23 protein-coding genes are annotated in these 25,661 nt (G+C 71.6%); 10 read left to right on the top strand and 13 right to left on the bottom strand.

The genetic code is table 11. The annotated features are described in order from the left end of the window. The first annotated feature begins 4 nt into the window (after positions 1-4). The 6 genes from AC4BGC_RS16530 (at position 5) to AC4BGC_RS16505 (ending at position 10,038) form a co-directional block, all read left to right on the top strand. Positions 5-1,450, top strand: coding sequence for a vWA domain-containing protein (locus AC4BGC_RS16530; protein WP_490556691.1), 1,446 nt, complete (start codon positions 5-7; stop codon positions 1,448-1,450). Between the two features lie 127 nt (positions 1,451-1,577). Beyond that, on the top strand, positions 1,578-3,713 hold the full coding sequence (locus tag AC4BGC_RS16525) for a HelD family protein (RefSeq protein WP_490556687.1): 2,136 nt from the start codon (positions 1,578-1,580) through the stop codon (positions 3,711-3,713). A gap of 266 nt (positions 3,714-3,979) precedes the next feature. Beyond that, positions 3,980-5,884 (top strand): anthranilate synthase family protein, encoded by a 1,905-nt coding sequence (locus tag AC4BGC_RS16520; protein ID WP_490556686.1) that lies wholly within the window; start codon positions 3,980-3,982, stop codon positions 5,882-5,884. Beyond that, positions 5,881-6,444, top strand: coding sequence for an anthranilate synthase component II (locus AC4BGC_RS16515; RefSeq protein WP_490556685.1), 564 nt, complete (start codon positions 5,881-5,883; stop codon positions 6,442-6,444). The genes AC4BGC_RS16520 and AC4BGC_RS16515 overlap by 4 nt, the downstream gene beginning before the upstream one ends. Next, entirely contained in the window at positions 6,441-7,709 is a 1,269-nt protein-coding gene (locus AC4BGC_RS16510) for an anthranilate synthase component I family protein (protein WP_490556684.1), read from the top strand. The genes AC4BGC_RS16515 and AC4BGC_RS16510 overlap by 4 nt, the downstream gene beginning before the upstream one ends. A 91-nt stretch (positions 7,710-7,800) precedes the next feature. Continuing rightward, entirely contained in the window at positions 7,801-10,038 is a 2,238-nt protein-coding gene (locus tag AC4BGC_RS16505; RefSeq protein WP_490556683.1) for a fused MFS/spermidine synthase, read from the top strand. 290 nt (positions 10,039-10,328) lie between these two features. Here AC4BGC_RS16505 and AC4BGC_RS16500 read toward each other — a convergent pair whose 3' ends face one another. The 8 genes from AC4BGC_RS16500 to AC4BGC_RS16465 all read right to left on the bottom strand — a co-directional run bounded on the left by AC4BGC_RS16500 (position 10,329) and on the right by AC4BGC_RS16465 (position 17,408). Further along, positions 10,329-11,528: a S1C family serine protease gene (locus AC4BGC_RS16500; protein WP_490556682.1), complete on the bottom strand. Its 1,200-nt coding sequence runs from the start codon at positions 11,526-11,528 to the stop codon at positions 10,329-10,331. Between the two features lie 164 nt (positions 11,529-11,692). Beyond that, positions 11,693-13,111 carry a sensor histidine kinase gene (locus tag AC4BGC_RS16495; RefSeq protein WP_490556680.1) on the bottom strand — a complete coding sequence of 473 codons (1,419 nt, stop codon included), beginning with the start codon at positions 13,109-13,111 and terminating at the stop codon, positions 11,693-11,695. After that, entirely contained in the window at positions 13,111-13,827 is a 717-nt protein-coding gene (locus tag AC4BGC_RS16490; protein ID WP_490547354.1) for a response regulator transcription factor, read from the bottom strand. The genes AC4BGC_RS16495 and AC4BGC_RS16490 overlap by 1 nt, the downstream gene beginning before the upstream one ends. Before the next feature lie 51 nt (positions 13,828-13,878). Next, entirely contained in the window at positions 13,879-14,724 is an 846-nt protein-coding gene (locus AC4BGC_RS16485) for a fructosamine kinase family protein (RefSeq protein ID WP_490557199.1), read from the bottom strand. A gap of 56 nt (positions 14,725-14,780) precedes the next feature. Continuing rightward, positions 14,781-15,383, bottom strand: a complete 603-nt coding sequence (locus tag AC4BGC_RS16480) for a TIGR03086 family metal-binding protein (protein ID WP_490556677.1) — start codon at positions 15,381-15,383, stop codon at positions 14,781-14,783. Position 15,384: 1 nt separating this feature from the next. Further along, a complete protein-coding gene (locus tag AC4BGC_RS16475; protein ID WP_490556673.1) occupies positions 15,385-16,425 on the bottom strand; it encodes a sigma-70 family RNA polymerase sigma factor in 1,041 nt (346 codons plus the stop codon). An 85-nt stretch (positions 16,426-16,510) separates the two neighbouring features. Next, on the bottom strand, positions 16,511-17,020 hold the full coding sequence (locus AC4BGC_RS16470) for a low molecular weight protein-tyrosine-phosphatase (RefSeq protein ID WP_490556671.1): 510 nt from the start codon (positions 17,018-17,020) through the stop codon (positions 16,511-16,513). 7 nt (positions 17,021-17,027) lie between these two features. Next, entirely contained in the window at positions 17,028-17,408 is a 381-nt protein-coding gene (locus AC4BGC_RS16465) for a phage holin family protein (protein ID WP_490547358.1), read from the bottom strand. Positions 17,409-17,548: 140 nt separating this feature from the next. Between AC4BGC_RS16465 and AC4BGC_RS16460 the strand changes: the two genes are divergently transcribed. From AC4BGC_RS16460 to AC4BGC_RS16450, 3 genes are read left to right on the top strand one after another with little or no spacing between them, the layout of a single operon-like run. After that, on the top strand, positions 17,549-18,445 hold the full coding sequence (locus AC4BGC_RS16460) for a dimethylarginine dimethylaminohydrolase family protein (RefSeq protein WP_490556669.1): 897 nt from the start codon (positions 17,549-17,551) through the stop codon (positions 18,443-18,445). 47 nt (positions 18,446-18,492) lie between these two features. After that, positions 18,493-19,599: a histidinol-phosphate transaminase gene (gene hisC / locus AC4BGC_RS16455; RefSeq protein ID WP_490556668.1), complete on the top strand. Its 1,107-nt coding sequence runs from the start codon at positions 18,493-18,495 to the stop codon at positions 19,597-19,599. 29 nt (positions 19,600-19,628) lie between these two features. Further along, on the top strand, positions 19,629-20,567 hold the full coding sequence (locus AC4BGC_RS16450; RefSeq protein ID WP_490556667.1) for a glutathione S-transferase family protein: 939 nt from the start codon (positions 19,629-19,631) through the stop codon (positions 20,565-20,567). A 54-nt stretch (positions 20,568-20,621) separates the two neighbouring features. On the opposite strand, the gene AC4BGC_RS16445 is transcribed toward AC4BGC_RS16450, so the two are convergent. The 4 genes from AC4BGC_RS16445 to AC4BGC_RS16430 form a co-directional block, all read right to left on the bottom strand. Beyond that, complete coding sequence (locus AC4BGC_RS16445) at positions 20,622-21,410, bottom strand: Ig-like domain-containing protein (RefSeq protein WP_490556665.1); 789 nt, start codon at positions 21,408-21,410, stop codon at positions 20,622-20,624. Between the two features lie 108 nt (positions 21,411-21,518). Further along, complete coding sequence (locus tag AC4BGC_RS16440) at positions 21,519-22,313, bottom strand: ABC-2 transporter permease (protein WP_490556663.1); 795 nt, start codon at positions 22,311-22,313, stop codon at positions 21,519-21,521. Continuing rightward, positions 22,310-23,239 (bottom strand): ABC transporter ATP-binding protein, encoded by a 930-nt coding sequence (locus AC4BGC_RS16435; protein ID WP_490556659.1) that lies wholly within the window; start codon positions 23,237-23,239, stop codon positions 22,310-22,312. The genes AC4BGC_RS16440 and AC4BGC_RS16435 overlap by 4 nt, the downstream gene beginning before the upstream one ends. A 35-nt stretch (positions 23,240-23,274) precedes the next feature. Further along, a complete protein-coding gene (locus AC4BGC_RS16430; protein WP_490556656.1) occupies positions 23,275-24,324 on the bottom strand; it encodes an NAD(P)-dependent alcohol dehydrogenase in 1,050 nt (349 codons plus the stop codon). A gap of 88 nt (positions 24,325-24,412) precedes the next feature. On the opposite strand from AC4BGC_RS16430, the gene AC4BGC_RS16425 reads away from it, so the two are divergent. Beyond that, positions 24,413-25,096 carry a TetR/AcrR family transcriptional regulator gene (locus tag AC4BGC_RS16425; protein WP_490556652.1) on the top strand — a complete coding sequence of 228 codons (684 nt, stop codon included), beginning with the start codon at positions 24,413-24,415 and terminating at the stop codon, positions 25,094-25,096. Positions 25,097-25,184: 88 nt separating this feature from the next. On the opposite strand, the gene AC4BGC_RS16420 is transcribed toward AC4BGC_RS16425, so the two are convergent. Then, on the bottom strand, positions 25,185-25,661 hold the full coding sequence (locus AC4BGC_RS16420; protein ID WP_490556651.1) for an SRPBCC family protein: 477 nt from the start codon (positions 25,659-25,661) through the stop codon (positions 25,185-25,187).

Below are 25,661 nucleotides of genomic sequence, written 5' to 3'. Positions count from 1 at the left end.
CCGGATGACCCTGCTGGACCGGCACATCGAGTTCGTGGAGGCGCTGCGCTCCACGGGCCTGCCGGTCTCGCTGTCCGAGGGGCTCGACTCGATCCGTGCGATCGACGCCCTCGGCATCGGCGACCGCGAGACCCTGCGGGCGGCGTACGCAGCGACCCTGCTCAAGCGGCACAACCACCGCACCGGCTTCGACCAGGTCTTCGACCTCTACTTCCCGGCCCTGATCGGGGACGGGTACGTCGCCGGTGACGGGGTAGTCCCGAACGAATCGCAGGATCTGGACCCCCTCGAGGATGCCGAACGGCCGGGACTACCCGGATCTGCCGGACCACCCGGTTCCCCAGCTCCCGAGGGTCCCCAGGCCCTCGCCGACTTCCAGGAGGCGCTGGCGACCGCGATGGCGATGGGCGACCCGGACGTGATGCAGTCCCTGGCGCGGGAGGGCGTGGCGCGGTTCGGCCTGATCAGGGGGCGCGGGCCGGGGGAGCAGCGGTGGTCGTCGTACAACGTGATCAACCGGGTCTCGCCCGAGGAGCTCGTCGCCAAGGCCCTCGCCGGTCTCGGCGCCTCGCCCGACGGGAGCGACGACCCCTCGCTGCGCCGGCTCGTGGAGGCGCAGGCGCAGGAGTTCGAGCGGCTCGTGGACGTGGAGGTACGCCGGCGCGCGGCCGAGGTCCGCGGTCCCGAGCACGTCGCGCGGCACACGGTGCGGCCGGCGATCGAGCTGGTGGACTTCACCTCGGCCCGCCGGGCCGACCTGGAGCTGATGCGCCGCGAGATCCAGCCGCTGGCCCGCCGCCTCGCCACCCGGCTCAGCCGGGAGCAGCACGCGCGTTCCCGGGGACCGCTCGACTTCCGGCGTACCGTCCGGGCCTCGATGTCCACCGGCGGCGTGCCGATCGAGACCCGGCACAAGCCCCGGCGGCCGGCCCGCACGGACCTCGTGGTGCTGTGCGACGTCAGCGGCTCGGTCTCCAACTTCGCCAGCTTCACGCTGATGCTGGTCTTCGCGCTGCGCGAGCAGTTCAACCGCGTCCGTGCGTTCACCTTCGTCGACGAGATCCACGAGGTCACCGACCGGTTCACCTCCGGCCGGGACCCCGCGGAGACGATGACCGAGCTCGCGGCCAGCGCGCGCTACGCCTCGCTGTGGGGCCGCACGAACTACGGCCGCGCGTTCACCCGCTTCTCCGAGGGGTACGCCGACGCGCTCACCCCAAGGACGAACCTGCTGGTGCTCGGCGACGCCCGCTCCAACCACACCGACCTCGCGCTGCCGGTCGTCAAGGAGCTGGTGCACGCCTCCCGGCACGCCTGGTGGCTCAACCCCGAGCACGTCCGCAACTGGGACACCGGCGACTCGGCCGCCCGCGACTACGGCCGGCTGATCCCGATGGTGGAGTGCCGCAACCTCACCCAGCTCGGCGAATTCGTGCACGACCTGGCCTGAGCGGCGCTCTCCCGGGTCGCGGGACGCCGGTAGTCCGGATCCGGGACTTGCGGGGGCGAGCCCTGACCCTGCGCGGTAAAGTTGTCGATTCGCTGAGAACGACTTGCTCCTACGGAGGACACCCGCGTTGAACACTGACGTCGCTGCACGCGAGGTAGCGAGCGAGCAGGCCTACGTCGACACCGTCTACCGGCAGCTCGAGAAGGCGGCGCTCTCTGCGCAGGAGCTCGCCAAGGAGGGCCTTGCCCGCGGACGGATCGGCAACGAGGGCGGTCTCGTCGAGCGCGACGCGATGGTGTTCCAGGCCGCACGCCGGATCGCCACGCTGGACGCCGCCCACGAGGGACTGGTCTTCGGCCGTCTCGACATGGGTGCCCAGATCAGTGACGTGCCCCGCTACATCGGCCGGATCGGCCTGCGCGACGACAACTACGACGTGCTGCTGATCGACTGGCGGGCCCCCGCCGCGGCGGTCTTCTACCAGGCCACGCTCGCCGATCCCCAGGGCGTCGTACGCCGCCGGATCCTGCAGAGCAAGGGCGTGCACGTGCTCGGAGTCGAGGACGAGCTGCTCGACGCCGAGGATCCCGCGGCCGAGACCTTGCCCATCGTCGGCGAGGGCGCGCTGCTCGCCCAGCTGTCCAAGGCGCGCGACCGCTCGATGCACTCCATCGTCGCGACCATCCAGGCCGAGCAGGACAAGGCGATCCGCGCGCCCAACAAGGGCGTCGTCTCGATCACCGGCGGTCCCGGCACCGGCAAGACCGTGGTGGCGCTGCACCGTGCGGCGTACCTCCTCTACGCCGACCGGCGTCGCTACGAGCGCGGCGGCGTCCTGGTCGTCGGCCCCTCGGGTGTCTTCATGCGCTACATCGAGCGGGTGCTGCCCTCGCTGGGTGAGACCGCGGTCGCGCTGCGCTCGCTGGGCGAGGTCGTCGACGGCGTCAAGGCCAGCCGTCGCGACGAGCCCGCGGTGATGCAGATCAAGGGCTCGGCTGCGATGGCCGAGGTGCTGCGGCGTACGTCGCGCCAGGCCGTGCCCGACGCCCCCACGGAGTTCCGGGTCTTCTACCGCGACGACGTGATCCGGCTCGGTCACCGCGAGCTCGGCGCCCTGCGCCGCCAGCTGCTCGCGATGGGCAGCCGCAACCGGTCCACCACCCGGGTCGCCTCCACCCTGATCGACGCGATGTGGCGCCAGGTCCGCAGCGAGCGCGGCCGCGAGCGCACCAAGGAGGAGTTCTCCGAGGAGATCCGCACCAACGACGACTTCCTGGAGTTCGCCGCTGCGTGGTGGCCGGTGCTGGACGCGGCCACCGTGCTCGGCTGGCTGCGTGACCCCGACTTCCTCGGACGGGTCAGCGAGGGCGTGCTGGACGACGAGGCGGTGCGCCTGCTCTCCAAGACCTGGGGCGACTCGCTGTCGGTCGACGACGTGGCGATGCTCGACGAGCTGCGCTACCTGCTCGGCGACCCGCCTCTGGTGAACACCGGCTCGGTCGACGACGAGCACCTCGGCGCCGAGGACGCGTCGCTGCAGGAGCTGTGGACCGCCTCGGACCGGGAGTACGCCGGGCCGCGCGGCTGGGCGCCACCGACCAATCGGGTCGAGGACGACGCCTTCGCCCACGTCCTGGTCGACGAGGCGCAGGACCTCACCCCGATGCAGTGGCGGATGGTCGGTCGCAGGGGACGTGGAGCGACCTGGACGATCGTGGGCGACCTCGCCCAGTCGTCGTGGCCGGTGCCCGAGGAGGCCGCTGCCGCGCGCGCCGCAGCGCTCGGCGACAAGCCGCGCCACGACTTCCACCTCTCCACCAACTACCGCAACTCCGCGGAGATCTACGACTTCGCCGCGGCCTACGCCCAGCGCGTCGGCCTCGACGCCGACCTCCCCGACGCCGTGCGCTCCACCGGCATCCCCCCGCTGGAGCTGCACGTGGACGACCTGGAGCAGGCGGTCCACGAGCACCTGACCGAGCTCGCCGGGACGCTTGCGGGCACGGTCGGGATCGTCGTACCCACGGCTCGGCTCGGCGAGGTCTCCCGGTGGGTCTCCTCCTGGCCCGAGTTCGCCGAGGAGACGGGCACTCCCGAGTCGCGGATCGTCGTACTCGCCGGGCTGGACACCAAGGGCCTCGAGTTCGACGGCATCATCGTCGTGGAGCCCCAGGAGATCGAGGACGAGGCCCCCACCGGCCGCGCCGTCCTCTACGTCGTCTACACCCGCGCCACCCAGCGGATGGTCACCCTCACCTCCTGACCCACCGAGCGGGCACTTGCGTCCCGCCGTAGGGCGCCGAGCGGGCAGTTGTGTCCCGCCGTAGCGCGCCGAGCGGGCAGTTGTGTCCCGCCGTAGGGCGCCGAGCGGGCAAGTGTGTTCAGCCGTAGCGCGTCGAGCGGGCAATTGTGTTCAGCAGCGTGGACACAATTTGCCCGGTCACCGTCCTGCGGCGTGACGTTTGTGCCCGGTCGGCTGACTACGACGTGACAGAAGTGCCCGGTCGGCCACCTAGTAGCGTTCCCGGCATGTCCTCCCCGACCCCTGAGCCGTCCTCCGCCAGCGCTGCACTGCAGGAGTTGATGGGGCACGAGGCGTGGGCGGTGATCCGGTTGCGGGAGAGCTCGACGGTCACGCTGGTCGGGGGGCCGGTGAGCCACCTCGAGACGCTGCGCGACATCCCGTTGGAGGAGGGCGTGCCCGAGGAGGGACGCCGCTTCGACCGGCTGGTCGCCGTACCGTTCCGCCAGGTCACCGAGCGCGGGTTCGTCGCGCACGACGACGAGACCCCGCTGGCGGTGGTCGCGATCGAGACCGAGCGGGAGGTGCCGCTCGAGGAGCTGATCGCCGCGCTCCCCGAGGAGGAGATCTCCATCGAGGGCGAGGGTGGCTTCGAGACCTCCGACGAGGAGTACGGCGCTGTCGTGGACCGGATCATCCGCGAGGAGATCGGCAACGGCGAGGGCGCCAACCTCGTGATCGGGCGTCACTATCGCGCGCAATTGCGCGACTGGGACGCTGCGAAGGCGCTCACCGTGCTCCGCCGGCTGCTGACCAGCGAGCGCGGCGCCTACTGGACCTACTGCTTCTGGACCGGCGACCGGTTCCTGATCGGCGCCTCGCCCGAGCGGCACGTGAGCGTGCACGGCGGCGACGTCCGGATGAACCCGATCTCCGGGACCTTCCGCCTGCGCGGACTCGAGCCGGCGCAGCGCAAGCAGAAGCTGCTGGACTTCCTCGCCGACGAGAAGGAGATCTTCGAGCTCTTCATGGTCGTCGACGAGGAGCTGAAGATGATGTGCGACATCTGCCACGAGGGTGGCCAGGTGCTCGGGCCCTTCCTCAAGCCGATGACGCACCTCGTGCACACCGAGTACCTCCTCGCCGGCCGCACCCGCCACGACGTGCGCGACGTGCTGCGCGACACGATGTTCGCCGCGACCGTCACCGGCGCCCCCGTGGAGAGCGCCTGCCGGCTGATCCACCAGTACGAGTCCGAGGGACGCGGCTACTACGCCGGCGCGCTCGCCCTGATCGGCCGCGACGCCGAAGGCGCCCCCACTGCGGACTCCCCGATCGTGATCCGCACCGCCGACGTCTCCCCACAGGGCGCGATGAAGGTGACCGCGGGAGCGACCCTGGTCCGCGACTCCGACCCGATGAGCGAGGTCGCCGAGACCCTCGCCAAGGCGGGTGGCATCCTCACCGCGTTCGGTCTGGTCCCCGGCGCGACGGGCGCTCCCTCGGACATCGCCGACCTCACCCAGGACGAGGACGTGCTGATCGCCCTGAACTCGCGCAACCAGCGGCTCGCGAAGTTCTGGCTCACCGACCAGGCGGGCGCCGCGCCGGCGCCGTCGCTGGCGGGTCGGCAGATCGCGATCCTGCACGGCGAGGACGACTTCGTGAACATGCTCGCCCACGTGTTCTCCGTGCTGGGGATGGGGTCGCGCGTGGTCCGGCACGAGGCCTACGAGGACGGGGTCTTCGACGACGTCGACCTCGTCGTGATCGGCCCCGGCCCCGGCGACCCGCGCGACGCGGCGCACCCCAAGATCGCCGCCTACCAGCGGGCGATCGACGGTCTCCTGGCCACCCGGAAGCCGTTCCTCGCGGTGTGCCTGGGGCACCAGGTGCTCTGCGACCGCCTCGGGATCCCGCTGGACTACAAGGACATCGTCTTCCAGGGCACCCAGTCGCTGGTCGAGATCGAGGGCCGCGACGAGCGGGTCGGCTTCTACAACACCTTCGTCGGGCGGCTCGGCGAGGGCGCCCTGCCCGAGGGCGTCCGCGCGGAGTCCGACCCCGCCACCGGAGACGTCCACCTCGTCGCCGGACCGAACTTCCGCGGCGTGCAGTTCCACGCCGAGTCGATCCTCACCGAGAACGGCTTCGCGCTGCTGCGCGGGCTCCTGCTGGAGCTGCTGGGGTGACCACGGGGGTGCTCGTGGTGGACCACTACGACTCCTACACCTGGAACCTCGTGCACCTCGTCGCCACGGTCACCGGCACCCTTCCCGAGGTCGTCGAGCACGATGCTCCCGGAACCCTCGAGCGTGCCCGCGCTGCCACCCACGTGGTGCTCTCGCCCGGACCCGGACACCCCGGCGTCCCGGCCGACTTCGCCCTCGGCGCCGCGGTGTTCGGCCTCGGCGTACCGGTCCTCGGCGTGTGCCTGGGCATGCAGGCCCTCGTCACGGCGTACGGCGGAACGGTGACGCGCGTGCGCCCGGCGCACGGCGAGGTGGCCGTGGTCCAGCACGACGGGGACGGCCTCTTCGCCGGGGTGCCCGACCGGTTCCGGGCGGTGCGCTACCACTCGCTCGCAGCGGTGGAGCTCCCGGCGACGCTGCGCCGCACGGCCGTCGACGAGGTCAGCGGCGTGGCGATGGGGGTCGCCCACCGGGACCTGCCGCACACCGGCGTGCAGTTCCACCCGGAGTCGATCCTCTCCGAGCACGGCGCCGCCCTGGTGAGGAACTTCCTGTCGTGACCCCGCCGATGAACGAACCCGTCGTCGCGGCCGTCCGCGACGGCCTGGCCCGCAGCGACCGGGTGTTCTGGCTCGACGGGGGCGGGGCACGCGAGTGGTCGGGCCGCCGGTCCCTGGTCGGCGTGCTCGAGGACGACGACGTCTCGCTGAGCTTCGACGCGGGCCTGCGCGAGGTGACCCGGCACCAGGGGACCCGGCACGAGGTGGTCGGCACGGACGTCTTCGAGGTGCTCGAGGCCGAGATCGCCCGCGACAAGGGCGATCCCGACGTGCACTGGGTGGGCTGCCTGGGGTACGCCGCGCGGCCGGACCTGCCCGCCCGCCCCTGGCCGCACGGCCCCGATGCCGTCTGGATGCGCTCGCGCGGCGTGCGCTTCTTCGACCACGGCCCGTTGCCGCAGGCAGGCCCGCTGCCCCCGGTGGCGCACCCCGGCACCGCGCCCGCGTGGTACGCCGACGCCTTCGCCCGCGTCCAGGAGCAGCTGCACGCCGGGAACACCTACGAGGTCAACCTGACCTTCCGCGACGAGGTCGGCCGGGTAGGCGAGGTCGGAGAGGCCACCGACCCCCTGGCCACCTACCTGCGGCTGCGCGCGAGCAACCCCGCGCCGTACGCCGGCCTGCTCAGCCACCGCGGGACCCACCTGCTGAGCAGCTCCCCGGAGCGCTACGCCACCGTCGACGCCGACCGCTGGGTCGAGACCAAGCCGATCAAGGGCACCACCCCGCGCGGCTCCACCGAGGCCGAGGACGAGCGGCTCCGCGAGGAGCTCGCCAGCGAGCCGCGGTTCCGCGCGGAGAACCTGATGATCGTCGACCTGCTGCGCAACGACCTCTCCATGGTCTGCGAGGTGGGGTCGGTCGAGGTGCCCAGCCTGATGGCGGTGGAGTCCTACCCGAGCGTGCACCAGCTGGTCTCCACGGTGCGGGGCCGGCTGCGCGAGGACGTCTCCACGCTCGGCGCGCTGCGGGCGCTGTTCCCGGCCGGCTCGATGACCGGTGCCCCGAAGCGGCGCACGATGGCGATCATCGACGAGGTGGAGGCAACACCCCGCGGGCTCTACGCGGGGGCGTTCGGCTGGGTGTGCGCCGACGGCCGCGCCGACCTCGGCGTGGTGATCCGCTCGCTGTACGCCGGACCGGACCGGGTCTGGCGCATCGGCACCGGCGGCGGCATCACCGTGCACTCCGAGGTGGAGCAGGAGTGGGCCGAGACCGGCTGGAAGGCCGAGCGGATGCGCGCGAGCGCCGCAGGGCCGGGCTGACAACAGTCGGATCACGCGTTCCCCGCTTCGCCGGACGCGGGGGCCGCGCCCTCGTATCTTGGCCGGACGAGGTCCCGGCGGAGGGTGTGACATGGCGACCAGCCAGAGCGTGGTCAAGCCCGGGACCCGTCCCGTCGCAGCCCGGGAGGCGGCCGGGGCGCCGGCCCCGCGGCGCGCCGGGCCGCGGACCCTGCTGTTCGCCACGACGGCCTTCCTGGGTGCGGCGCTGCTGTTCGTGGTCCAGCCCCTCGTCGCCCGGCTGATCCTGCCGTCGTACGGCGGCTCCGCGACGGTGTGGAGCACCTCCTCGCTGTTCTTCCAGGTGCTGCTGCTCGCGGCCTACGGCTACGCGCACTGGTCGACCTCGAGGCTGGGCGCGACCTGGCAGCCACGGGCCCACCTCGTGGTGCTGCTGCTGCCGCTGGTGGCCCTGCCGCTCGCGATCCCCGACGACGTCGCCCCGGCGGCCGACACCTCGCCGGTGCTCTGGCTGCTGCGCACCCTGCTCCTGGTGATCGGGCTGCCGTTCGCCGTGGTGGCGACCACCGGGCCGCTGCTGCAGCGGTGGTACTCCTGGGGCGACCACCACCGCTCCGAGGACCCCTACTTCCTGTTCGCGGCCAGCAACCTGGGCAGCTTCGGGGGACTGCTCGCCTACCCGCTGCTGATCGAGCCGAACCTCGCGCTCGCCGACCAGCGCGCGTGGTGGTCCGCGGGCTTCCTCGGCTTCGTGGTGCTCACCGGGGCGTGCGCGCTCTCGGTGCGCGGAGCGGGACGCACCCGCGACACCACGGCCACCCGGGTCCCGGCAGGGCCGCGGCCGGGACGCAGGCAGGTCCTCGGCTGGATCGCCCTCGCCTTCCTGCCGTCCTCGCTGATGCTGGGGGTCACCTCGCACATCTCGACCGACATCGCGGCGATCCCGCTGCTGTGGGTGGTGCCGCTCGCGATCTACCTGGCCACGTTCGTGCTCGCGTTCGCGCGCACCTCGCGGGTGCCGCCGCGACGGGTCACCCAGCTGGCTGTCGGGCTGGCCTTCGCGTGCGGCGGTGCGTCCGTGCTGGGCGGTGGCGTGTCGGTCGCGGGATCCATCGCGCTGAACCTCGCCATGCTCGCGCTGGTCGCGTACGCCGCCCACGCCCGTCTGGCCGCCGAGCGTCCCTCGCCCGACCACCTGACCGCGTACTACCTCGTGGTCTCCACCGGCGGAGCGCTGGGCGGGCTGCTGAACGGGCTGATCGCCCCGATGCTCTTCGACCGGGTGCTGGAGTACTGGCTCGTCCTCGCGGTGGTGCCGCTCCTGCTCGTCGGGCTCGCCAAGGCCACCCCCGTGGCCGGGCCGGCGGACTCTCCCCGTCGTCCCGGCGGCCTGGCGATCGCCCTACTGGCGGCGGCGGCGCTCGCGGTGGCAGGCCTGCTGTGGCTGGCCTCGGTGTACGCCGCGGTCGTGCTGGTGCTCCTGTGCGCGGCGGTCGCGCTCGGCACCGGGATGGCCCGGATGCCCCGGGCGATGGCCGGCATCCTCGTGGTGTTCTTCGGCTTCGCCGCCTTCGGGCAGTCCCAGGGGCAGCTGTCCCAGAGCCGCACCTTCTTCGGCAGCTACTCGGTGGTCAACGACCGCGGGGTCACCGAGCTGGTGCACGGTACGACGGTCCACGGCACCCAGTTCCGGGACCCGGACAAGCGCGGCATCCCGACGAGCTACTACTCGCGCACGGGCCCCCTCGGCGATGTGTTCACCGCGCGCGAGGGCGGCGACGTGGCGGTGGTCGGACTGGGGGCGGGCACCGTGGCGGCGTACGGCCAGCCGGGCCAGCGATTCACGTTCTACGAGATCGACCCGGAGATCGTGCGGATCGCCCGGGACCCGCGGCTGTTCACCTACCTCGACGACAGCGCCGCCACGGTCGAGACCGTGGTCGGCGACGGGCGGCTCGGGCTCGCGGAGGCCGCACCGGGCAGCTTCGACACGATCGTCCTGGACGCGTTCAGCTCGGACTCGATCCCGGTGCACCTGCTCACCGAGGAGGCGATCGCCACCTACCGCGAGCGGCTCGCGCCCGGTGGCGTGCTCGTCGTACACATCAGCAACCGGGTCTTCGATCTCGAGCCGGTCCTGGTGGGGGCGGCGGAGGAGCTCGGGCTCTCGATGGCGGTCGGCAGCGGCGAGGGCGACGCCGACGGCGGCGTCAACAGCGTCTGGGTCGCCCTGGGTGCGGAGCGGCAGGACCTCGCGCCCCTGCTGGAGCGTCCCGGTTGGCGCGAACCCGGCTCGCGGGCGATCCGCTGGACCGACGACTACTCCTCGATCCTGTCGGTGCTGGAGTAGCCGGTCCCGCGTGAATGGTCCGGGCGTGGATGGTCCGGCGACAACCGTCCGGCGTGGACCCCGGCCAGGACGGGGGACCTGGTCGTGGTCGACGCGCGGAGCGGATGCCCTGCCGAGACGTCTGGCTCCCCCCGGATGCCGGGCAACCGCACCGCGCGCCGCGTCCCGCCATGCTTGTCCCGCACCCGCCGGGGGCACAAGGCCTGTGGCCGAGTCCGTAATTCAGGCCTAGACCACCGTCCCGCTCCGGGAACGCGCCGGAGCAACGCGCCGGGCGGAGTGGCCCCGCGTCAGGACGTCTGGCTGTTGGCGTCCGAGCCCAGGGTGGCCGTGGTCGTCTCGGTCTTGCCGTCGCGCAGGTAGGTGATCTTCACCTTGTCGCCGGGACGGTAGCCCCGGATCGTCGCCACCAGCGACTCCGACCCGTCGATGACCTGGTCGCCGACCTTGGTGATCACGTCACCCTCCTCGAGCCCGGCCTTTGCCGCGGCGCCGCCTCGCTCGACCGCGCCGAGCTCGGCGCCCTGCACCGAGGGGCTCCTGGCATCGGAGACCGAGACCCCCAGGCGTGCGTGCGTCGGCTTCTCGCCCTTGATGATCTGCTCGATCACCGGGCGCACCTTGTCGACCGGGATCGCGAAGCCGAGGCCGATGGAGCCGCCCGAGTCCCCGGAGAGCCCGCCGCTGGAGGCGGTCCGGATGGAGGAGTTGATCCCGATGACGCGGCCGGCGAGGTCGACCAGCGGCCCGCCGGAGTTGCCGGGGTTGATCGCGGCGTCGGTCTGGATCGCGGGGTACGTCGTGCTCAGCGAGCCCTGCTGCTGGTTCTGCTGCCCGCCGAACGGGTTCTGCTGCCCGCCGAACGGGTTCTGCTCGGACTCGTCCTGGGTGGACACCGAGACGGGCCGGTTCAGGGCACTGACGATCCCGGCGGTCACGGTCGCGTTCAGGCCGAACGGCGAACCCACCGCCACGACCTCCTGGCCGACCCGGACGTCGTCGGAGTTGCCGAGCTCGGCGGGATCGAGGTCCGTGGCGTCCTTGGCCTTGATCACGGCGATGTCGGTGAGCGGGTCGGTGCCCACGACGCTCGCCGGCTTGGTGGTGCCGTCGTTGAAACTCACCGAGATCGACCCGCCCTGCGCGCCAGACACCACGTGGTTGTTGGTGAGGATCTCGCCGTCCTTGGTGAGCACGATGCCGGAGCCGGAACCGGACTGGTTCTGGCCGGTGACGTTCACCTTGACCACCGAGGGCAGCACCTCGGCGGCCACCTTCTCCACCGTGCTGGCGGGGGCGGGGTCGGCGTCGTCGCCGGAGGAGCGCAACGGGCTCGACGACGTCGAGGAGGAGCTGTCGTTGCCGTTGTCGAGCGCGTCGTAGGCGGCGGCGCCGCCGAGACCGGCGAGCCCACCGAGGACCAGTGCGCCGACCAGGACGCCTGCGGTCAGGCCGCTGCCGCGCTTGGATCGCGCGGGCGTCGACGGCATGGGAGAAGCGGCGGGGTGGTCCTGGGACCGCGGCAGCGGCTGGGTGTGCTCGGGCCCAGCGGGACGCCCGGCACCAGTCGGGTCTTGTGGGTCATGCGGGTAACGATTCTGCTCATCCATGTTCATAGAATCCGCCGTCATCCTGAGAGAGACCTTTGGAAAGGCTACGCGCGGTCCAAAAGGTCAGGAGGCGCCATCGTGCCCGGCACATGGAAGGAGAAGCAGGCTCCGATGCCGCCCGGACCCGAGGCTGCCTGCACCGATCCTCCGTGCCGGTCGGCCACCGCCTGGACGATCGAGAGCCCGAGCCCGGAGCCGGGCATCCCGCGCGACTCCGCGGATCGGTAGAACCGGTCGAAGACGTGCGGGAGGTCCTCGTCGGAGATGCCCGGCCCCTGGTCGGTGACCACGACCGTGCCCTGCGAGAGCGCGACGGTGACCCGGCCGTCCTCGGGACTCCACTTGGCCGCGTTGTCGAGCAGGTTGGTGATCGCGCGCTCGAGTGCGGCAGCGTCCCCGGTGAGCCACCAGGGCTCGGTGGTCACGTCGAAGTGGACGGTGGGCGCGCGTCTGCGGACCCGGGTGACGGCTTGGCTGACCACCGCCGCGAGCTCCACCGGCTCGACGGGCGACGGTGCCGAGGGGTCCTCGCGGGCGAGCTCGACGAGGTCGACGATCAGCGTGGTCATCTCCGAGATCTGGGCGCGCACGTCGTCGAGCAGCTCGCGGCGCGACTGCGCCGAGAGCTGGGTGGAGGCGTCGGCCTGGGCCAGCAGGTCGAGGTTGGTGCGCAGGGACGTCAGCGGCGTACGCAGCTCGTGGCCCGCGTCCGCCACGAGCTGGCGCTGCCGCGCCTGGGAGGCCGAGAGGGCGGTGAGCATCGCGTTGAACGACATCGACAGGCGCGCGACCTCGTCGCGGCCCTCGACCGGGATCGGGTCGAGGCGCTCGGTGCGCGCGATCTCCTCCACGGCCGTGGTCAGCCGCCGGACCGGACGCAGGCCGTTGCGGGCGACCCCCCAGCCGGCGAGCGCTGCGATGATCATCCCGGCGACGCCGAGCAGCAGCATCACCAGGCCCAGGCGGCCCAGCATCCTGTCCGTGGACTGGAGCGACTGCGACAGCACCAGGGCGACGCCGTCCTGCACCGGCACGGCCACCGCGCGGTAGCGGTCGCCGTGGACGAGCACCGTGCGGGCACTCCACTCCTTGCTGCCGGCCGCCACCTCGTACTCCGTGCGGCCGACCTCCTCGGCGGCATCGCCGTCGGTCCAGGCGACCGGTCCGGCCTCGTCGATGAAGACCAGGTTCACGTCGGCCGCACCCAGTGCCCACCGGGGCACCTCCTGGCGGGCGAGCGCGGTCAGCGTGGCCGGCTTCGCGGCCTGGGTCGCCCGCACGTGCAGCGAGCGGTCGATGCTCTCCATGCTCTGCATCCGCACCGTGGCGTACGCCGCCAGCGCGACCACCGTGACCGCGATGCCCACCGCCAGGGTGGTGAGCAGGATGACCCGGCTCGCCAGCGACCTGCGGTAGTGGAAGGAGTTGCGCCAGTGCGTCGCCGGGCGCAGTGCGGGATGCACTACGGGGCCTCGCGGAGGACGTAGCCGACGCCTCGGACGGTGTGGATCAGGCGGGGCTCGTCGGAGGCCTCGGTCTTGCGCCGCAGGTACCCCACGTAGACCTCGAGGCTGTTGGCGGTCGTGGGGAAGTCGAAGCCCCAGACCTCCTCGAGGATGAACGAGCGCTCCAGCACCCGGCGGGGACGTCGCAGGAACAGCTCGAGCAGGTTGAACTCGGTCCGGGTGAGGTCGATCAGCCGGCCGCCGCGGCGTACCTCGCGGGAGGCGAGGTCCATGGTCAGGTCGGCGAACGCCAGCTGCTCCTCCGGGTTGCCCGGGGTGGGCGCGACGCGGCGCAGCAGGGCCCGCAGCCGGGCGAGGAGCTCCTCGAGCGCGAACGGCTTGGTGAGGTAGTCGTCGGCGCCGGCGTCGAGGCCCTCCACCCGGTCGCCGACCGCGTCGCGGGCGGTCAGCACGAGGATCGGCACGCTGTTGCCGACCTTGCGCAGGGCGCGGGTGGTCTCGAGGCCGTCGAGGCGCGGCATCATCACGTCCATCACGACGGCGTCGGGGTTGAGCGCGCCGATTCCGGCCAGTGCCTCGGCGCCGTCGGAGGCGGTGGAGACCTGGTAGCCGTTGAACTCCAGCGACCGGCGAAGCGACTCCCGCACCGCCCGGTCGTCCTCGACGACGAGGACGTGCTGGGGCGCCGCGGAGGGCGAGTCGGGGGCGGTCACGGGCACAAGAGTGCCATCTGGGCCTTAACGATCGCTGAGACGCCGTCGGGGTCAGAGGCGGCGCGCGACCTCGCCGGCCCGCTTGCCGTAGCTGCCGCCGAACAGGGCCGCGTGCACCAGGAGCGGGAACAGCTGGTGCAGCGGCTGGCGGTCCTCCCAGCCGTCGGCGAGCGGATGCACCTCCTGGTAGCCCTCCATCAGCCGCTGCAGCTGCGGGAGCCCGAACATCGCCAGCATCGCCAGGTCGGTCTCGCGATGACCCCCGTGGGCGGCGGGGTCGATCAGGGTGCCGTGGGTGGCGGACCAGACGACGTTGCCGCCCCACAGGTCCCCGTGGATCCTGGCGGGGGGCTCCGGCGGCCCGGCCAGGTCGGTGATCCTGCCCAGCAGCGCCTCGACGTCGCCGGCGTCCTCGGGGGTGATCCGGCCGCGGTTCAGCGCCACCCGCAGGTAGGGCAGCACCCGGCGGGTCGCGAAGAACTCCGCCCAGGTGGGCGCCGGCCGGTTCGGCAGCGGCATTGATCCGATGAACCCGTCCTGCTCGGCCCCGAACCTGTCCGCACCGCTCGCGTGCAGCGCGGCGAGCGAGCGGCCCAGCGCGGCGGCGGTCTCCGCCGAGGGCCGGGCCGGCTCGATCCAGCGCAGCACCAGGCAGTCGTGCTCGACGGCCAACACCTCCGCGACGTCGACGACGCCGGGCTCCGCGAGCCACCGCAGGCCGCGGGCCTCGGTCTCGAAGAACCCGTCGGGGGCTCCGGGGAGCGTCTTGACCAGGGCCGAGCTGCCGTCGCTGAGCCGGACTCGGGTGCAGGTGCAGATGTCGCCGCCGGCCACCGGGCTCGTGGAGACCACGGACTGGGGCAGCAGCTGCTCGACCCGACCGGCGATCCCTCGCATGTGCGCCACAGCTCAACTGTGCACCCCGGCTCCGAACCGGTGCCAGATCCCGGGGCTCAGCCGCCGACGCTGCGTGGTGCCGACCACCCGGGATCCCGGCCCAGGTGGGCCAGCAGCCGCGCGCTGGCGGAGGCACGCGGCGCCACCTCGACGGGCGCCGCGAAGCGGTGCCCGCGCTCGCGCGGTGTCACCACGACCAGGGCCAGGGCGTGCAGCCGCTCGGCGAGGTTCGCGGGCAGCGGTCGGTGGTCACCGCAGGCCGCGGCGACGTCCCACCCGTGCACGGCGATCTCCAGGGCGCCGACCAGGACGGTGGTGTCGCGGCCCAGGACGAGCTCACCGACGGTCACGGGCGCGGAGGTGAGCCGCCGGCGCCACGCGGCGAGCGTGGCGCAGCCGCGCTCGACGATGCGGTCCACCAGGTCGCCGGAGTCCCCGGCGCCCCGGCTGCCCTCGATCGGGACACGTCCCTGCTCCGCTGCGTCGCCCAGCGCCGCCAGCGAGTCCTCCATGTGCAGGAGCAGGTCTCCGAGGGTCCAGGCGCGGCAGGGGGTGGGCGAGGTCAACGCTGCGTCGCGGGCCGCCTCGAGGCAGCCGAGGGTCCAGGCGACGGAGTCCTCGAGCACCGCCACCGAGGTCGGCGGCGGGACGACGGACATCTCAGGCCTGGGCGTACGACGCGGGCAGGCTCGGCGGCAACCCGAACTTCTCGAACAGCCCGAGCCCGCGGAACGCGACCACGTGCTGCACGCGCCCCTCGACGAGCTGGAGGACCTGGAGCTGGAACGCCTCGAAGTGGCCCTCCGGCTGGCGCATGTAGAGGCCGAAGGCCGGCTGGCCGTTGGCGGTGGTCCGGATCATCGGCATGTCGTTGGCGCCACCGGGGCACTGCGTCCCGATCAGGTCCGCGATGTTGCGCGACCCGGCGTACCACCCAGTGAACGGCGGCATCTCCCAGATCGCGTCGTGGGCCAGCATCGTCACCAGTGCATTGACGTCCTTGTCCCAGAACGCCTGGACGTAGCGCTCGAGCATCGCCTCGAGCTCGGGGGTGAGGTCGTCCTCGACCGTCCCCTGGGTCAGCTGCCTCTCGGCGAGCTGCGCGTGGGCACGCTGCAGGGCGCTGTTGACCGCCGCGGTGGTGGTCTCCAGCGCGACCGCCGTCTCCTTGGCGGACCAGCGGAGCACGTCGCGCAGGATGAGCACGGCGCGCTGGCGGGCCGGCAGGTGCTGCAGCGCCGCCACGAACGCCAGCCGGATGGAGTCGCGATTGCCCACGACGTGGGCCGGGTCGACGTTGGCGACGTCCACCATCACGTCGGGCAGCGGCTCCAGCCAGGAGACCTCGGTGGCCTCGACCAGCTCGTCGTGCGCCTGTGCCCCGGGCAGGCCGAGCCCGGTCGGCAGCGGGCGACGGGCCTTGTTCTCCAGGTTGGTCAGGCACACGTTGGTCGCGATCCGGTAGAGCCAGGTGCGGACCGAGGAGCGCCCCTCGAAGTCGTCGTAGGCCCGCCAGGCACGCAGGTAGGTCTCCTGGACCATGTCCTCGGCGTCGTAGACCGACCCGGTCATCCGGTAGCAGTGGGCGGTCAGCTCGCGGCGGTACTGGTCGGCGACCTGCGGGAACTCCTCGGGCAGGGGCGGGGCAGGGGGCGACCCCTGCTGCTTCGCAGCCTGCGATCCGGTGTCGAGCGACGTCATGGGAGCTCCTCTTGTTCCGACTCTAGACACCGCTGCTGACCAGCGGGGGCCGGAGAACTCATCGGAGGGCCGTCGCAACCGGGTCCTACAGGCCCAGCTCCCTGAGCTCGTGCACCAGTGCCCGGCAGGTGCGCTCTACGATCCGGAGCACCTCCTCGAAGCCGTCGTCGCCGCCGAACCACGGGTCCGGCACGTCGAGCTCCTCCGGAGCCGGGTCCGCGGGGAGGCGGGGGTCCAGGGAACGGAACATCCGGACCCGGTCGCTCGGACCGGCGCCCCCGGTGATGTCGGCGAGGTTCTTGGCGTCCATCGCCAGGACCAGGTCGAGGTCGAGCCAACCGGGGTCGAACTGCTGGGCGCGGTGGCTGGCGCCGTCGTACCCGCTGGCGACGAGGTGTGCGGCGGCGCGCGGGTCCATCGGCTCGCCGACGTGCCAGTCGCCGGTGCCGCAGCTGCTCACCTCGACCTTCTCCGCGAGCCCGGCCTCCTCGAGCATGGCGCGCAGCACCACCTCGGCCGTGGGGGAGCGGCAGATGTTGCCCAGGCACACGAACCCGATGCGGTACGGCGTGCCGGTCGGCGAGGGCAGGCTCACGGCGCGATCAGCGCCGATCGGGCTCGGGGAGGATCGCCTCGAGGATCGTCGAGGCCACCGAGATCACAAGGGCCCCGAACAGGGCCACCCAGAACCCGTCCACGTGGAAGCCGAGGTCGAAGCTCCCCGCGATCTTGCTGGTGAGCAGCAGCATCAGGGCGTTGATCACCAGCAGCATCAGCCCCAGCGTCAGGATGATCAGCGGCAGCGAGAGCAGCTTGACCACGGGCCGCACGATCGAGGTGACCACCCCGAAGATCGCGCCCACCACGACCAGGGTGACGACCCGGTCGGTCTCGGTGGCCCCGGTGAGGGTGATCCCGTCGAAGAGCCACACGGCGGCACCGAGGGCAAGGGTGTTGACGACGAGCCAGACCAGGAACCTCATGCGTGCACCCTAGTGGGGTCCCAGCGGACCTCCGTGGAGGCGGCTGCGCCGACATACGACACGCGATTGCCTGAAACAGCACTGAAACGACGGCTGGTTAGACAGGTCTCCTCCTCGTACGCCGAGACCCGGGAGGGCCGATGATCCCCGGCACCGAGCTCCAGTGGGGCCACGACTACCTGATGGTCCAGCCCGACCACTTCCGCATCGACTACGCGATCAACCCGTTCATGGACGTCCGCGACCAGCCCGATCCGGGGCTCGCCACGGCGCAGTGGTGGGGGCTGGTCGCTGCGATCGAGGCCGCCGGCGGCACCGTGCAGGTGGCGCCGCAGCTGCCGCAGGCCCCCGACATGGTCTACGCGATGAACCTCGGCCTGGCCCTGCAGGGTCCAGGGCCGCACGCGCGCCAGGTGGTGCTCTCGCACATGCGCTACCCCCAGCGCCAGGTGGAGACCCCCGGCGCGGACAGATGGTTCGCGGGGCGTGGCTTCGCTCGGCGCAGCACCGGTCGCGACGGCGTGGGGGCCCACTTCGAGGCCGGCGACGCGTTCGCGTGGCGTGGTGAGCTCCTGGTCGGCCACGGCCCGCGCACCGAGGAGCTGGCGCTCAAGCACCTCGCCGGCGACCTCGGCGTGAGCGTCCGCGGCCTGCGGATCGTCCACCCGGCGATGTACCACCTCGACCTGGCCTTCTGCCCCCTCGACGACGCCCGGGCGATGGTGTGCCCGGACGCCTTCGACGCCGAGTCGGCGGCTGCGCTGCTCGCGCTGGTGCCGGATCCGCTGGTGATCTCCGAGCAGGAGGCGCTCACCTTCTGCGCGAACTCGGTCGTGGTCGGCCGGACCGTGGTGATGCCGGCGTGCCCGAACCGCGTCCGGGCGCAGCTCGAGACGTGGGGCTTCGAGGTCGTGCTCGCCGACGTGGGGGAGTTCCTCAAGGGCGGCGGGGCGATGCGGTGCCTGACCAACCCGCTCGACGTACGCCTCGGTCGAGACCTCGAGCCGGTCGCCGGTGGTCGGGTCGCGCTGCCCTGAGGGCCGGTCGCCGGTCGGGCACTCGCGCGCGGCCGTAGGGTCGGCGCGTGAGTTCCCAGGTCCCCCCGAGCCCCCGTGCGAGCCTCGCCGACATCCCGGCCTACGTGCCGGGACGGCCGCCGGCACACCGCCCGGGGCGGCAGGTCTACAAATTGTCCTCGAACGAGAACCCGTTCCCGCCGCTGCCCGCGGTGCTCGAGGCGGCCGAGTCCGCGGCCGCGCAGATGAACCGCTACCCCGACATGGGCAACGCCGCGCTGTACGACGCCCTGGCCCGCCGTCTCGGCGTACCCACCGAGCGGCTTGCCGCCGGGACCGGGTCGGTGGCGTTGGTCTACCACCTGCTCCAGGCGTTCTGCGAGCCCGGCGACGAGGTCGTCTACGCCTGGCGTTCCTTCGAGGCCTACCCGCTCGCGGTGGCGACCGTCGGCGGGGTCTCGGTCCAGGTACCGCTCACCGCGGACGGCCGCCACGACCTCGTCGCGATGGCCGAGGCGGTGACCGAGCGGACCAGGGTCTTGTTCGTGTGTACGCCGAACAACCCGACCGGGCCTGCGGTGGACCACGCCGCCCTCACGCAATTGCTGGCAAATGTCCCCGACCGGGTCCTGGTGGTCGTCGACGAGGCCTACCGGGAGTTCGTGCGGTCGCAGGACCCGGTCGACGGGATCGCCCTGCAGGAGGCGCACGCGAACGTCGCGGTGCTGCGGACCTTCGCCAAGGCCTACGGGCTGGCCGGGTTCCGGGTCGGCTACCTGCTCGCGCACCCGCAGGTGGCTGCGGCGGTCCGGGCCTGTGCCCTGCCGTTCGGGGTCTCCACCGTCGCCCAGGCGGCGGCCGTGGCGAGCCTGGCGGCGGAGGCCGAGCTGATGGAGCGCGTCGAGGCGATCGTCGCCGAGCGCGACCGGGTCGTGGCCGGGCTGGCCGGGCAGGGCTGGGACCTTCCCGAGCCCCAGGGCAACTTCGTCTGGCTGCCGCTCGGGGAGCAGACGCCCACGTTCGTCGCGGCGGCGGAGGCGGCCGGCATCAGCGTGCGCCCCTTCGCCGACGAGGGAGTGCGGGTCAGCATCGGCGAGCCTGCGGCCAACGACGTGTTCCTCACGGTCGCGGCCGGTCTCGCGCCGACCCGCCCGTCCGCCGGCAAAAGTGATTGAAAGTTGATCTACCGAGGCACAATGGGGGAATGGTGGAACGCAACTCGACGTACGTGGAGCAGGGCAAGTCCTTCGACCGGGACATGAACTACATCCCCGACCGGATCACCCGTGACTCCGAGCAGTGGCCCGTCGAGCCCGGGCGCTACCGCCTGATCGCGGCGAAGGCCTGCCCGTGGGCCAACCGCGCCATCATCGTGCGCAACCTGCTCGGCCTCGAGGACGTGATCTCCCTGGGCATGCCGGGGCCGGTGCACGACAAGGACAGCTGGACCTTCGACCTCGACCCCGGCGGCGTGGACCCGGTGCTCGGCATCCACAAGCTGCAGGAGGCCTACTTCAAGCGCTACCCCGACTACCCGCGCGGCATCACCGTCCCGGCGATCGTGGAGGTGGAGAGCGGCGAGGTCGTCACCAACGACTTCCCGTGGATCACCCACGACTTCTTCTTCGAGTGGAGCGACCACCACCGCCCCGACGCCCCGGACCTGTGGCCCGAGGACGTGCGCGAGGAGATGGAGACCGTGATGAAGCGGATCTTCACCGAGGTGAACAACGGCGTCTACCGCTGTGGGTTCGCCGGCTCCCAGGAGGCCTACGACGACGCCTACGACCGGCTCTGGACCGCGATGGACTGGCTCGAGGAGCGGCTGGCCGACCGACGTTTCCTGATGGGGGACTCGATCACCGAGGCCGACGTACGCCTGTTCACCACGCTGGTCCGCTTCGACGCGGTCTACCACGGGCACTTCAAGTGCAACCGCAACAAGCTCACCGAGATGCCCAACCTCTGGGGCTACGCCCGCGACCTGTTCCAGACCCCCGGCTTCGGCGAGACGATCGACTTCGACCAGATCAAGCAGCACTACTACGTGGTGCACCTCGACGTGAACCCCTCGGGCATCGTCCCCAAGGGTCCCGACACCTCGGGCTGGACGACCGCGCACCGCCGGGAGTCGCTGGGCTGAGGGGCTCAGGCGCCCACCCATCTCGGCCCGACCGAGGTGTGGACGTACGGCGACCTACGGAGCGGTCACCCGGCTCGCCAGGCTGCGCATGCTCGGGGCCTTGCGGAGGTCCGCGTCCTCGTCGGTGGCCAGCTCGACCCACTGGCGGCCGTTGACGGTGTTGAGCACGCCGACGCTGATCAGGCTGACGTCCCCCTCGCCGTTGTTCATCGCCGCCACGAACAGGATCCGCTTGGCCTTGGTCCGGACGCTCACGGTGGCGCCGGGCGCCACAGCGCGCTGAAGCAGGGGACGCTTCGCCTTCGGGCTGCCGGCGACGAGGACCACCCAGCGCCGGTTGGTGTTGGTGAACGCCACGACGGCCCGCTTCTTGACCTTGTGCTTCTTCACGGTCAGCTTGCGGACCAGTTGCGCGCGGACCGGCTTGACGCCCTCGACCGCGATGGTGACCTTCGCCGTGCGGTAGAGGTCGCCGTCGGTGACGCCGTACGTCAGGGTCTCGGTGTAGTTGGCGGCGCTGAGCGCGGGCGAGTACACCATCGTGCTGTTGGGCTGGATGCAGACCTCGCCGCGGCCCTGGCTGAGGTTCGTCACGTAGAGCCGGTCCCCGTCGGGGTCGGAGTCGTTGGCCAGCACCTTGACCGTCACGGACCCGCCGGAGATGACCCGTGCGGTGTCGTTGGCCAGCTCGGGTGCCCGGTTGGCCACGCGTGTGTTCGCCGGCGCAGGCACCCCGGAGCAGGAGCGAGCGGCGTTCGCGGTCCCCGCGGAACCCACGAGGGCCAGTCCCGCGAGCAGGACGAGCGTGGTGGTGGCGGCAACCTTGCGTGTCGCACTGAGCATTGGCAGATCCGATCCAGAGACGTATGAGGGCTGCAGTGTGCCGGAACCTCCGCCGCCGCGACTGGGTTTGCCGAATCTGTCCACGCCGGGACTACCCGAGTTCTGGGCTCACTTGATCTCCGAGCGCAGCAGCGCCCACATGCCCACGGTCAGGGGAAGGACCAGCCAGATCAGGGTGGTCGCACCGAGCTGCAGCCACTGGGTTGCGGCGAGTGAGCCGTTGAACAGGGCGTCCTGGAAGTAGTTCGGGTCCACCCAGGGCTGCACGTCGCGGAACCACTCCTGGTTGGCCGCGAAGACCACGAACACCGTCGGGAGCAGGAACGTGTAGACGAAGTAGGCGACGATCGCTCCCGCCGAGCTGCGGATCATTACGCCGAGCATGAACCCGATCAGCAGCCCGACGACGTTCACCAGCACGATCTGCAGGAGGCCGACCGCGTTGTCGTCCCACACCACCTCCACGCCGGTGACCGCTGCCCCGGCCAGGGTGCCGATGGCGCCCAGGATGAAGGCGAGCAGCATCGAGGCCACCGCGACCGAGACCGCGACGATGCCCTTGGCGAGGACGATCCGACCGCGGTGAGGGACCAGCGTGAAGGTCGTCAGCCCGCTGCGCTGGCTCCACTCCCCGGTGACCGAGAGCGCTGCCACCATCGGCAGGATCACTGCCATCGGGAAGATGATCGCCTGCGTGAACAGGTGGAAGGTGAGCTGCTCCGCAGGTGCGAAGGCGATCACCGCGACGGTGGCCAGCGCGGCGGAGATCGCGATGCTGCACAGCAGCCAGAAGCCGGCTCGGGTGTCGAAGGACTTGCGCAGCTCGACCGAGACGATCCGTGCGAGCGGGATCCCGGCGGGTGCGTGGCGGCGTACTGGGGCATCGATCTCGATGGTGGTCATGCCGCTGCTCCTTCTCGTTGGGTGTCCGCGGTGAGCTCGAGGAACATCTCTTCGAGCCCGGCACCCTCGGCGCCGCGCAGCTCGATCAGGGTGGCGCCGGCCCGATGGGCCAGGTGGCCGACGAGCTCGGGCTCGGCCTCCACGCGAAGGGCGCCCTCGCGCCCGAGGGGGCCGCTGCGGGTGAACGGCACGCCGGCGAAGGTCAGTGCCTCTTCCAGGCCGGCGACGTCGGTGGTCCGCACCAGCGTGCCGGCCGTCCGGAGGAGGGCGGCCTTGGTTCCCTGGGCGACGATGCGGCCGTTCCCGATGACCACGAGATCGTCCGCGACCACCTCGATCTCGTGGAGCAGGTGCGAGGAGAGCAGCACGGTCGCGCCCCGGTCGGCGTAGTCACGCAGTAGGTCCCGCATCCACCGGATGCCGGCCGGATCGAGTCCGTTGGCCGGTTCGTCGAGGATCAGTACCTCGGGTTCCCCGAGCAGGGCGCTCGCGATTCCGAGTCGCTGGCGCATTCCCAGTGAGTAGTGCCGGACGCGTCGCCCCGCCTCGGCGGGAGTGAGGCTGACCAGGTCGAGCATCTCCTGGACCCGGCGTGCGGGCAGGCCCATCATGCGCTGTCCGAGGGTCAGGATCTCGCGCCCGGTGCGGCCGGCGTGCTGAGCCGAGGCGTCGAGCAGGACCCCGACGTCCAGGCCCGGGTTCGCCAGGTCGACGAACCGCTGCTGGCAGATCTCGGCGGTGCCCGCGGAGGCTGGAGTCAGCCCCACGATGATCCGCATCGTCGTGGACTTGCCGGCGCCGTTCGGCCCGAGGAAGCCGGTGACCCGACCTGGAAGCGCGGTGAAGCTGACGTCGTCCACGGCGGTGAAGCCGGCGTAGTTCTTGGTGAGGGAGTCGACCTTGATCATCACGATCACGCTTTCCATCGGGTGGGGGTGTTTCGCGGGGTATGCGGTTGCGCTCAGGCGTCGTACGTCGTGGGGGCGATGCTGATGCCGACCTTCCCGCGGGCCCGGCCGGCCGCCAGGTGGCGGATGGCGTCGGAGGCCTGGGCCAGCGGATAGGTCCGGTCCAGGCGCGGGCTGACCTCGCCGGCTTCGACCAGGGAGGTGAGCCGGTCGAGGTCGGCGGAGTTCTCCCTGCACAGGAACATGGTCAGCCGCTGGCGAGTCGCCGCGGACACGGCGAGTGCGCGTAGCTGGCGGTTCATCCCTCCCGAGAAGTTGCCGCCCTCCTCGCCGCCGACGATGACCGCGGTCCCGGCCGGGGTCAGTGCCCGTCGCAGCCGGGTCAGGCTCGGGTTGCCCGCGATGTCGATGATCAGGTCGTAGCGGCGTACGCCGTCGGCGAAGTCGTCGCGGTTGTAGTCGATGACGTGGTCGGCACCCAGGGACCGCACCAGGTCGAGCTTGCCGGTGCTGGCGGTGCCGGTGACCTCGGCGCCGTAGGCCTTCGCGACCTGGACGGCGAAGCTGCCGACGCCGCCCGAGGCCCCGGTGACCAGGACCTGTTGCCCGGCCTGGACCCGGCCGGTGTCACACACGGCCTGGAGCGCGGTGAGACCGGAGACCGGGACCACGGCTGCCTGTTCGAAGGTCAGGTTGGCAGGCTTCACGACCAGCTTGGCCTCCGGTGCCACGGCGTACTCCGCGAACGAGCCGCGGCCGATGCCGAACACCTCGTCCCCCTGCGCGAACCGGGTCACGGCCGACCCCACCTGCGCCACGGTCCCGGCGAGATCGCCGCCCAGCACCGGCTGCCGCGGGCGGCGTACGCCGGTCGCGAGCCGCATCAGGTACGGCTTGCCGGTCATCAGGTGCCAGTCGCTGCTGGCGAGACCGGCCGCGTGCACCCGGACCAGCACCTCGTGCTCACCGACCGTGGGGCGCGGGACCGACTCGACCCGGACCACGTCCGCGGAACCGTAGGTGTGCCGGACGACTGCCCGCATCGTCTCCGCGCCGGGACGGGAAGGGAATCGGGTCGGTGACTGCTGGTCTCGGGTTCCCATGGCTGCTCCAACCGGTGGACGAGGTCTTCGTACTTAGTACGGTTACGGTAACGTACTAAGTACGGAAGCGCTACCCCCAAGGAGTGAGATGCCGAGAACGGGCCCCCAGAGCAGCCCGGGACGGGCTCCCCTGAGCCGCGACCGGGTGCTGCGTGCCGCCGTCGACGTGGCCGACCGCGGCGGGCTCACGAGCCTGACGATCCGGTCCCTGGCCGAGGAGCTGGGCGTGAAGCCGATGTCGGTCTACCACCACGTCGCGAACAAGGAGGAGATCATCGACGGCATCGTCGATCTCGTCTTCGGCGAGTTCGAGCTGCCCCGACCCGGCGGTGATTGGCGCGAGGAGATGCTCCGACGCGCGCTCTCGGTGCGGGCCGTGCTGCGGGTCCACCCGTGGGCGATCCCGCTGCTGCAGGCGCGGACCTCGCCCGGCGCTGCGACCCTGACCCACCTCAACGCCGTGATCGGCACCCTGAGGGAGGGCGGCTTCTCGGTCGAGGCGACCGCACACGCCTACGCGCTGCTCGACAGCTACATCTACGGCTTCGCGATGTCGGAGGCCTCACTGCCCATCAACGGACCGGAGACGGTCCATGAGGTGGCCGAGTCGATGAACTTGAACGAGCTGTTCGGCACGGGCGCGTTCCCCTACCTCGTGGAGTTCTCGACCGAGCACGTGCTCAAGCCGGGCTACGACTTCGGCACCGAGTTCGAGTTCGGGCTAGACCTCGTCCTGGACGGGCTGGCCGACTCGTTGTCCGGGGACCGGTGACTTTGCCAGCAATTGCTGGCGAATTCCCGTCTCGAGTGGCGACAGGACTGACTTTTGCCAGCAATTGCTGGCAAGCAGCCCTGCAGACTCAAGAAGCCCGGCGGGCGTCCGCCTCCGCGGCCTCCTTGAGGTTGACCAACGTGCCCTCGATCCCCTTGCGGTTGCGGGCGGGGAAGCCAGCAAGCTCGATCAGCAGGCGCTGCGGAGCGCCGTACATGCTGTAGTCGAAGGACTCGGTGACCCGGGTCCCGCTCGGAGTGGGCTCGAGGACGTAGCGCCAGCGGTGGCCGCCGAAGTGGCGCCAGGCGATCCGGCGGCCCTCCTCGAACTCCACGACGGTGTTGCGGATCTTGTACGGCAGCCCGAACAGCTTCATGTCCACGCCGAACGTCGCGCCCTTGCTCAGCCGGTCGGGGCCCTTGAGCAGGCCACGGACCGAGCCGGAACCGTCGATGCGGGACTGCTGGCGCGGGTCGGCCAGGATCGCGAACACGGTCTCGGGAGGCGCTGCGACCTCGATCGACTCGGAGACCACGCGAGGGGTATCTGATTGCTGACGACTCAT

The sequence above is a fragment of the Nocardioides sp. Z38_18 genome (assembly GCF_058215695.1).
The sequence above is the reverse complement of the archived record's forward strand: the minus strand, read 5'-3'. Positions and strand labels throughout refer to the sequence as shown.